This window comes from Ramlibacter sp. (assembly GCF_029866045.1).
Classification (GTDB): Bacteria; Pseudomonadota; Gammaproteobacteria; order Burkholderiales; family Burkholderiaceae_C; genus Ramlibacter.
In genome coordinates this window covers 1-9,612 of the sequence record NZ_JARXAB010000154.1, presented here as the reverse complement: position 1 = coordinate 9,612, position 9,612 = coordinate 1, and the positions used below count along the sequence as shown (strand labels likewise).

Genomic DNA, 9,612 nt, shown 5'->3' with positions numbered 1-9,612 from the left:
GGGTGATGCGCGACTTTGTGCACCAGCGCTTCAACATGCTCGTGTGTTCGACCATCATCGAGACGGGCATCGACGTGCCCACCGCCAACACCATCGTGAGGTCACGCGCCGACAAGTTTGGCCTGGCGCAGCTGCACCAGCTGCGCGGGCGGGTCGGTCGCAGCCACCACCAGGCCTACGCCTACCTGCTAGTGCCCGAGATCGAGGGCCTGACCAAGCAGGCCTCTCAGCGCCTGGAGGCCATCCAGCAGATGGAAGAACTTGGCTCGGGCTTTTACCTGGCCATGCACGACCTCGAAATTCGCGGCGCCGGCGAGGTGCTGGGTGAGAACCAGAGCGGAAACATGCTGGAGGTGGGCTTCCAGATGTACAACGAGATGCTCTCAGAAGCGGTGCGCTCTTTGAAGGCAGGCAAGGAGCCCGACCTGCTTGCGCCACTTGCAGCCGCCACCGACATCAACCTGCACGCCCCCGCCCTGCTCCCCAACGACTACTGCGGCGACGTGCACCTGCGGCTGTCGTTCTACAAGAAGCTGGCCACCGCCAAGAACCCGGACCAGATCGATGGTCTGCTCGAAGAAATCGTCGACCGCTTCGGCAAGCTGCCGGCGCAGGCCCAGACCCTGATCGACGTGCACCGGTTGCGGGTACTCGCCCGGCCCTACGGGGTGGTCAAGGTCGACGCTGCGCCCGGCGTCATCCACATCACCTTCAAGCCCAACCCGCCAATTGACCCGATGCGCATCATCGAGCTGGTGCAAAAGAATCGGCACATCAAGCTGGCCGGCAACGAAAAGCTGCGCATCGAGCGCGAGCTGAAAGACCCCAAGGACCGGGCGCAGCTGGTGCGCGATGTGCTGCGCTCGTTGGGGCAGCCCCAGGTCGCGGCCCAAGCCTGATCAGGAAGGTTTGCCAGCCTGGTAAAGGGCGGCGACCGCCTTGCGGACGCCCTCGCCGTAGGCCCCTTCGGACGAGCTGCCAGACGGGGATGAGGGGCTGCCAGACGGGGATTGGCGAAGTGCGAAAATGCCGAGCGACATGACGCACACACACGAATACGCTCCCGGCCTCGTGGTCCAGGGCTTCATACCGCCCCTCACGCTCAAGGCCTTTGGCCTGATTGCCTTCGACATGGACTCCACGCTGATCAATATCGAATGCGTGGACGAAATCGCCGCCGCCGCTGGACGCAAGGACGAAGTGGCAGCCATCACCGAGGCCGCCATGCGCGGCGAGATCACCGACTACAAGGAAAGCCTGCGCCGGCGGGTGGCCCTGCTCAAGGGCGTGCCCGAAGCAGCTATGCAGCAGGTGTATGACCAGCGCTTGCAGCTCAATCCGGGTGCAGCCGAACTGGTAGCCGCCTGCAAGAAGGCCGGCCTCAAGACCCTGCTGGTCTCGGGCGGCTTCACCTTCTTCACCGACCGTATCCGCGACCGCCTTGGCATTGAAGAGACCCGATCCAACGTGCTGGAGGTCCAAGGCGGAAAACTGACCGGCCGCATGGTCGACCAGGACTGGGGCGACATCTGCGACGGCGAAGAAAAGCGCCGCATGCTGCGCACCACCTGCGCCCGCCACGGGCTCTCGCCCAAGCAGGCCATAGCCGTGGGCGACGGTGCGAACGACCTGCCGATGATGGGCGAGGCCGGCCTCTCGGTGGCCTACCACGCCAAGCCCAAGGTGCGCGAGCAGGCGATGGTGGCGATCAACAGCGGCGGGTTGGATCGGCTCCTGCAAGTGTTGACGATCTGAAGTCACTCTGCCGGCTGTCATGTTCAAGACATGGCAGCCGCCTGCTTGGGGGTGACCTGACTCAGCAGTTGCTAACCCGATGACATGAGCAAAGGGCCCTTGAGGGTGAAGACGGCCTTGGTTCCGGCGCGTGATCCGAATCAGCTCCGTGCGTCATCAACCAGGGCCCTCTATGCCTCACTCGAACTTGAGGTCCGCGTCCTTCGCCATCTTCCGGTAGAGCGCGAGTTCGTCCTTGATCATCCCGCCCAAGCGGCTAGCGGGCCCACCCTCGGGCGACATACCCAGCTCAGCGAATCGCCTTTGTACAGCAGGGTCCTGCAGGGCAGCAGCCGCAGCACGGTTGAAGCGATCGATAGCAGGCTGAGGGGTACCCGGCGGCGCAAGGAAACCGGCCCAGGACTCCATCACGTAATCCTTGAGACCTGTTTCCGCAGCGGTGGGTGTGTTGGGGAATCGCGCGTCCCGCTTGGACCCGGTGACAGCGATCAGCTTGACCTTGCCGGCATCCACCAGCGTCTTGGCCGCACCATCGAGGACGAAGTCCAGTTGACCGCCGGCCACATCATTGAGGGCACCGTTGGTGGATTTGTAGGGAATGTGGACCAGGACGGTGCCGGTGAGCGACTTGAAATACTCGCCGCCGAAATGCGTGCCGCTTCCCATACCGGCGCTGCCATAACTGAGTTTCCCGGGGTTCTTCTTCGCGAAGTCGATGAACTCAGGAAGAGTGTTGACCGGCAGGTCATTGCGGACCAGCATTTGAAGGCCGTAGGTACTGACCATGCTAATCGGCGTGAGCGCCTTGGTCGGATCGAAGGCGATCTTCGGCTCCACCACCGGCAAGATGCTGTAGCTGGAGTTGGTGAACAAAATGGTGCTGCCATCGGGCGGCGCCTTGGCCACCAGGTCAATGCCAATGCGGCCACCTGCACCTGGACGGTTCTCGATGATGAAGGTCTGGCTAAGGTGCTTGGCCATCCCGTCAGCCAGCAAGCGGGCGATCAGGTCGGTGACACCCCCCGCGGGAAAGGGCACCACCACTTTGACCACCGTGGACTGAGCATGGGCGCTCAGGTTCACGGTGAAGGCGGCCGCCGCAAAAACCACCCAGCGTCGCGCCTTACGAAAATTCATCATGGCCTTGTCTCCTTTTCTTGAGGGTTGAAACACTCACCTGAACGCGGGCGCAAGCCCGTCCCGGCCTGGGTACTTGATTTCGAAAAAAGTTTCAGATCGCCAGATCCTTAGTGATGTCACGCAATGCGGACCCCTCAGCAGGGGTGGCGGCCGACGATGAAAGCGCTGTCCGGGTCGGAGGTGACCGGCAGGCCCGATGCCACCAGGCCCTGGCGCATCCCCTTCATGAAGCGGTCGGGGGCGCGGGGCGAAGGACTGCGAAGTGGTCCGCCATTGAAGCCGGCCAGCCAGTCCTGATACTTCCAGACGGTGCGGTTCAAGACATTGGTGCCTGGCACTGAGGCCTGGGCGGCAGCGCCGCCCGCCTGGCGCGCGGGATTGACCCTCCAGTACATCTCCATCGCCACTTCCCATTGCCCGCTTCGGGCCATGTCGAAGGCACGAGGGTAGTAGTCCCCCATCCATTGGGTGTTGCTGGTGCCGGAGAATTGGAGCGTCATCAGACTCATGAGCGGGATAGCGTCATACTCGATGGGGCAGGAGATCACGACTTCGTCGCGGAAGTGGTGATACATCTCGCAGATGCCGCCAGGCATCGGAAAGCCCTGCTCCGACTTGATCGCGACGATGTTGGGGCAGTCTTTCAACAGGCGCCGCACGAGCTGCACGGACATACCCGCCGGATGGACCCGCTCGAAGCCCCACAGGGGAATAGGAAATAGCATCACGCCCAAGTCTGTGGCGTCACAAAAAAGCCGGGTGTAGTCGTAGATTTCCTGCTCGCTGGTAGGCCAGAACTGAGTCGGGTAAGAGAGCAGAACCAGGTCGGCGCCGGCCTTCTCGGCCAGCTTCACCGCCTCGATGTTCTCAGCGAGCGTACCAAAGGCAGCGTGAAAGAACAGGCCCATACCTTGGCCGGCCGTGTCGCGGGCCCAGGCGGTGAACTGCGCGTTCTCCTCGGGGGTGATCGCCACCTCTGAGCACAAGAGGGTGTAGGTGAAGCCAAGCTTCTGAATCAACTCGACATCATGGCGAATTCCTCTCTCGTTGAGGCGGCGCATGTCTGCCGAATAGCTGGGAATCGTGACGCCCGAGCATCCGACAAGGTGTTCACGGGCCCAGGCGCGGGCGTCTTTCTTGGCGTATGAGGGCATAGCTTGTTCGCTCGATGAAAGTGGCTTACTTGGCGACGGGGGCGATGCTATGGAGCATCTCGCAACCCAGCCCCTTGTGGCGGGCTTGGACCAGCAGCATCTCGGCGATGACGACATCCTGCAGGGCAGAACCCACGGACTTGTAAAGCACGATGTCTTGCGGTCCGGAGGAAACGAGGCCTCCGACAAAGTCCGAGAGCGGCACCAGCTTGCCTGCAAAGTCGACCCCAGCGCGTGTCGCGGCCAGCATGTCGCCGGTGTCGTGGGCTACCTCCTCCGGCATGTCGGCGATGATGCAGGTCGCACGCGCCACGGTGCGCTCGTCGACTTCACGCTGCTCTGGAAGCGTGGAGCCGATGGACACCACAGTCATGCCGGGTTCCAGCCAATCACCATGAATCACCGGTCTTTCATCGCGGCTGCGAGCAGCGCAGAGGATCACGTCGACGTCTTTGACCGCATCCTCGGGCTGGGTCACGGCCTTGACTGCAAGCGATAGCTCCAACCGAAATTTTTCAGCGAAGCGCTCGCGGCTGGCAGGCGTAGGACTGAAGACACGCACCTCGGACAACTGACGCACCGCAGCCAGGGCTGCGAGCAGGCCCTGTGCCTCGAAGCCCGACCCGATGACGGCCACACGCAGCGGTCGGTTCGGCGCCGCCTTGTCCACGGCCACAGCGGCCGTAGCAGCAGTGCGGATACCGGTGATGCGGTTTCCATCGATAAGCGCCGCCAGCGCCATCGTGGTCTGGTCAAACAGCGAGATCAGGTAGCTAGCCTGCCGGGCCTTCATGCTAGCCGCAATCAGCTTGCAGCCCATATGGCCACCGGCCGGGGAAACGGCGGTGAGCCCACGCAGCCAGATGCCTTCGCCGCGCGCCATGGATCGCGGCGGCACCATGGTCGGAGCGATCGGAACCGAATAGGCACGACGCAACGCTGCAACGGCGGCAGGCCAGTCGGCCAACTGCGCCACTTCGGCATCAGTGATGAAAAGGGTGGGTGGGACCGCGATGGCGGGTCCGGCTACGGTGGCGCCCAAGTCGATGTCTCCTCGTTTGTAGGCATCCTAGGCAGCGATCGGTCTCCGGACTAGCCGGCATCGGAGAAATCAGAATTGTCTTTTCGGCAATTCTTATCAGGATTACAAATCTTCTTTGAGCAATACAGGTGCCATGCCGCCAAGTAGCCGGGTCACCTCCCGGACAGCACGTGTATGGGCCTTGTGTTTGCCGGCCGCCAAAACGATTGCGCGCGACATCGGTGGCCGCACGATGCGGACCGCCGCCAGGCGACGCCTGGCGCGGGGTTCAATGGCGCCTGCGGTGATCGCATAGCCACCTTCGTGGGCGACGATCTCGTGCTGTAGCCGGATCGAGTCCGCCTCGATCACCTGGGTGAAGGTCAGACCCTTCTGCCTCGCCAGTTTGGCCAGGCGGATCCGCAGCGGATGGGGCTCGCTTGGAAGGACCAAGGGCAGCGGCGCGACCTCATCAAAAGGGATGGACTTGCGGGAGGCGAACGGATGGCGAACGGGGACGATGAGATAGAGTGATACACGCTTAAGCACTGTCTCATCGGGCAGGGCCGTATCCTCCTCCCGCAGGAGCAAAGCGAGGTCGAGCCGGCCCTGGGACAGCCATTCTTCCAACTGGGCGCTGGAGCCTTCGCTCAGATGCAGACCGACCCTGGGCCATCGCTTTCGTACCTCGGCGTGCAAGGGGCCTGCCAGCACCGGCACCGTCGAGGGAAGCAGACCCACCCGGACATCACCTACTGGCGTACTACCGCTCGTCTGGATGTCGTCCGCCAGTTGCTCGGCCTGCTGCTGTAGGGCCACGATGCGCGGGTGGACTTGCTGACCCAGTTCAGTCAGAGCGACGCCGCGCCCGGTGCGCTTGAACAGACGTACGCACGCCTCACGCTCCAGGCTGGCAATGTGCCGGCTGACCACAGAAGGGGCGAGGTCGAGCGCTATGGCGGCACGTGTCACGCTGCCAGTCTCCACCACCTTGAGGAAGAGAGACCATTTGGGATCGAGAAGGTTCGGCATGAACCTATTTTCTCAGTATCCCGTCACTAACGAGACGTCACCTCAACAGCCAACCGGAGGTACGCCATCGAAGTCACCCAGAGGACACCTGGGTCAGCGACAGGTCAGGCCGATTTGGAGTGAATCCATCGAGCCTGGTACCTAGCGCAGGCTCGTGACCGCGAGCACCCCTGTTGATGGGTTCAACCCGAGGTTTTCATGCATATTGATTTCGTCTGGCGCTGCGCGCAAAAAGCTTCTTCCAAGCGATTTCTTCAAGCAGCCCTGGCGGGCCTGGCGCTAGCCCTCCTCGCGGCCTGCGGCGGTGGCGGGTCTTCTGATGCTCAAAGCACTGTGCCCGACGCCAGCAGCAGGCCACTGCCTGCAGCCCCTCTGCCTGCAGACTCCGCGCCCGTGAACCTCAGCGGCCTGGCCACCTTTGACTACGTTCCAAGCCAGTCGGGCCAACTGATCTACTCGAAAACCGAAGCGCGACCGATCCGTAGCGCAACCTTGGAGGTGGTCGACAAAGGCGGCCAGCTACTCGCGCGAACCACAACCGATGACCAGGGCCGCTACAGCGTCTCTCTAGCGGCGGATCAGATCGTCCGCCTTCGGGTGCTGGCGCAAATGAATGCCAATGGCGCGCCGATCTCCGTCACCGACAACACGCGTGCAGATGCCCTGTATGCGGTCGAGTCACCGGCGTTTGCGTCCAACACGGGGACGGCCCATGTGCATGCTGCCTCTGGCTGGACGGGTTCGGCCTATGTCGAAGCGCGCGCGGCAGCGCCCTTTGCCATCCTCGACACGGTTTACCGCGCGCAGCGCAAGCTTTTGGCAGTGGACCCCGCTGCGCGGCTCAAGCCCCTGGGCTTGCACTGGAGCACAGCAAACAATCCAAGCGCTGGCGACCCCGCAACAGGCGAAATCACGAGCACCAGGTTCCGGAGCAGCGACGGCAAGGGACACATCTACATTTTGGGAAAAGCCGGTGTCGACACAGACGAATACGATGAGTCCGTCATTGCCCATGAGTGGGGCCACTACCACCAGTGGGCGTTCTCTCGGGACGACTCCCCGGGTGGCTCACATGGCGGTGAGCCGCTGGAAATGACCGTCGCCTTCAGCGAGGGCTGGGGCGATGCCCTCTCCGCCATCGTCACCGAGCGCCGTGACTACAGCGATGCAGGGGGCCCGGGTCAGGCCAATGGATTCTCATACCTGCTCGACGGGTTACCACCCTCCCGGCCTGGGTGGTTCAGGGAAGAGTCGATCGCGAAAATCGTCTACCAATTAAGCCTGCAGGCGGGCTTTGCTCCGATCCACCAGGCCATGAAGAGTTTGGCCAATACGCCAGCCTTCACCTCGATTTTTGCGTTTTCGGACGCCGTCCGACGCAACAACGCTGGCACAGGCGACACCCTCGATCAGCTGCTATCGGCGCATTCCATCGTGACCTCAAAGGATTCGGGTGATCCATTTGGCACCAACGAAACCAACGATGGGCGCTTGGGCATTTACGACGTGCCGCCGTATGTACAGGCAATGCCAATCTACCAGCGTCTGACGCTGGATGTCGCTTCTTGGGTTTGCAGCTTCAACGTTGCGGCCCTCTCCAACATGGACAAATCGCTCGGCATCCCCAACAAATTGGGTAACCACCGCTTTATGCGATTCGATGCACTCTCAGCGGGCAGGTACCGGGTGACTGTTCGAGGGATGACGCGTGGTGACGGAACCCAGGCTCACCCCTTCCTTAGCGTGCTGCAAGGGGGCACTCGCAACTGGTACGGCTCGCCTCAACCTGCTTTTTACGGGAACCTGAACTTGCCGGATGGACCGACAGTCATGAGTGTGGAGGACAAAGATGTGACCGACGGAAAAGTGCCCTCCGGATGCATCGAAGTGACGATCACCAAAGCGCCCGTTAACTGAACTGGAGAACTCCACATGAAAAGAAACACCTCGTTCAATGGCCGCTTGGGGACCGTCCTGTCGGCTGCCGGGCTGCTCGGGCTGGCCAGCCTTCACCCTTGTCTCGCAGACGTGGCTCACCCCGTCCACCCGACCCAAGCGGCGCACCCGGCGAAGACCTCGCACAAGAGTGGCTCCGGGATCCAGATCCAAAGCACGGTCAACCGGCTCGGGGGGGATTCTGTGGAAGTGCTGCTACGAATCGAAGGTGTGAACGCCGCTGATGGCGCCACCATCTCGTACACGCTCAGTGGCGCCGGCCAGATCACGGCACAGGAGAAGGACCTTCTCCCTGCCGGTCAGGTGGCCACACGTCGGGTCACGGTACGCCTGGCGCCTGGGGAGGAACCCTATCTGAACGTGTTCACTCGCCAGGCTGATCGCAGCAGCGTCATCTCGATTGCGCTGGACAAGAGTTCAGCGCGCAAGAAAGCCGCACCCGCCGGACCCGTCACCCAGGACAGCACTGGTCGCGACCTGATCGTCATGCCGGGGCAGTTGCACAAATAGCGCCCACAGGGTGACTACGCCCGCTCTACCACCGGCCGCCCGGCAGGATCTCGCACATGCCGCGGCATTGAACGTCCCAGTTATGCAAGTGCGCTAGTGCTGAAGGCCGAGCTTGCTATAGACCAGCCGACTATTGGTCTTGCTTCGACTGAGTGGCGTCCGCTGGCTCTATGCTCTCCAGTCCCACCAAATAAGGCCGCAGCGCAACATAGACCGGCAAGGTGATCAAAAATGCGGCAAAGATCCCACACCCTTGACTAGCATCGCGATCCAGCCCGCGCGATTGCAGAAAAGCAGCGACAGACCCGTAGAGAATCAGAGATGCTGGGGCCAAAAGTACCGATTCGATCAGATAGGCACCTTCGCTGCGGACGCGCACTTGCGAGTTGCAAGCGGCACATCGAAAGTTTCCTCTCATCGGCAGAACAAAGCGACGGTATCCGCACTTCGGGCAGGTGAAATAGAAGGGTTTCTTATCCATAGTGCTACTCGCACACCAGCTTGCAAACATCAGTCGTTGCCGGGCGTCCCAGCAGCTGACTGCCAACAGTGGTCATGCCGCCGGCCTTCAAACAGGCATTCATAAGGGGCCCGGCAGTCATGCCGCATACCAACCGACACTGCCCCTTCTCCACTTCTTCTGTGCTTCGATTTTCAGAGGGCGGAGGCAGCAAGCCCGCCGCACATTCAGCCGTGACGCAATTTCGGTTCGGCTGGGTGGGCTGCAGGAACGATGGCCAACCTGGTCGATTCGGCCGCGCGTCGCTCTGCAACCCCAGCGGGTCTGTGAACATTCACGGATCCCCACCGACATATGTGAACCGATTCACGCCCCCCGCCAGCCCAATCGGATCCGCTTGCAAGTCTCGCCCCTCCCTCGGCGAATACGTCCGCCAATGGTTATGAAACCAGCCCGTCTCCTTGTCGGCGTACTGCCCGGGAAAGCGTAGGGGCATCTCCATGGGGGCCCAGGCACGACTCAGATCGATGACCGAGGGCTGGGCCGCCGCGCTGCCTCGAGTGCTGGGCGTGAGCTTCCCGATG

9 protein-coding genes are annotated in these 9,612 nt (G+C 62.2%); 4 read left to right on the top strand and 5 right to left on the bottom strand.

Annotated elements, in window-relative coordinates:
* On the top strand, positions 1–899 hold an 899-nt coding region (locus tag QE494_RS15565; RefSeq protein WP_300044660.1), incomplete at its 5' end, for a TRCF domain-containing protein.
* Positions 900–1,038: 139 nt separating this feature from the next.
* Positions 1,039–1,755, top strand: a complete 717-nt coding sequence (gene serB, locus QE494_RS15560) for a phosphoserine phosphatase SerB (protein WP_300044656.1) — start codon at positions 1,039–1,041, stop codon at positions 1,753–1,755.
* Positions 1,756–1,932: 177 nt separating this feature from the next.
* On the opposite strand, the gene QE494_RS15555 is transcribed toward serB, so the two are convergent.
* The 4 genes from QE494_RS15555 to QE494_RS15540 form a co-directional block, all read right to left on the bottom strand.
* Positions 1,933–2,895: a tripartite tricarboxylate transporter substrate binding protein gene (locus QE494_RS15555; RefSeq protein WP_300044653.1), complete on the bottom strand. Its 963-nt coding sequence runs from the start codon at positions 2,893–2,895 to the stop codon at positions 1,933–1,935.
* A gap of 134 nt (positions 2,896–3,029) precedes the next feature.
* Complete coding sequence (locus QE494_RS15550) at positions 3,030–4,049, bottom strand: dihydrodipicolinate synthase family protein (RefSeq protein WP_300044650.1); 1,020 nt, start codon at positions 4,047–4,049, stop codon at positions 3,030–3,032.
* A 25-nt stretch (positions 4,050–4,074) separates the two neighbouring features.
* The gene (locus QE494_RS15545) at positions 4,075–5,091 is read right to left on the bottom strand and encodes an ornithine cyclodeaminase family protein (RefSeq protein ID WP_300044647.1); all 1,017 of its coding nucleotides are present in this window, start codon (positions 5,089–5,091) and stop codon (positions 4,075–4,077) included.
* Positions 5,092–5,193: 102 nt separating this feature from the next.
* Positions 5,194–6,102 (bottom strand): LysR family transcriptional regulator, encoded by a 909-nt coding sequence (locus QE494_RS15540; protein WP_300044644.1) that lies wholly within the window; start codon positions 6,100–6,102, stop codon positions 5,194–5,196.
* Between the two features lie 393 nt (positions 6,103–6,495).
* Here QE494_RS15540 and QE494_RS15535 point away from each other — a divergent pair, with 393 nt between their 5' ends.
* Both QE494_RS15535 and QE494_RS15530 read left to right on the top strand, forming a co-directional pair.
* Positions 6,496–8,019 (top strand): hypothetical protein, encoded by a 1,524-nt coding sequence (locus QE494_RS15535; RefSeq protein WP_300044642.1) that lies wholly within the window; start codon positions 6,496–6,498, stop codon positions 8,017–8,019.
* A gap of 15 nt (positions 8,020–8,034) precedes the next feature.
* The gene (locus QE494_RS15530) at positions 8,035–8,568 is read left to right on the top strand and encodes a hypothetical protein (protein ID WP_300044640.1); all 534 of its coding nucleotides are present in this window, start codon (positions 8,035–8,037) and stop codon (positions 8,566–8,568) included.
* Positions 8,569–9,362: 794 nt separating this feature from the next.
* Here QE494_RS15530 and QE494_RS15525 read toward each other — a convergent pair.
* The coding region (locus QE494_RS15525; RefSeq protein ID WP_300044637.1) for an RHS repeat-associated core domain-containing protein at positions 9,363–9,612 on the bottom strand (250 nt) is incomplete at its 5' end.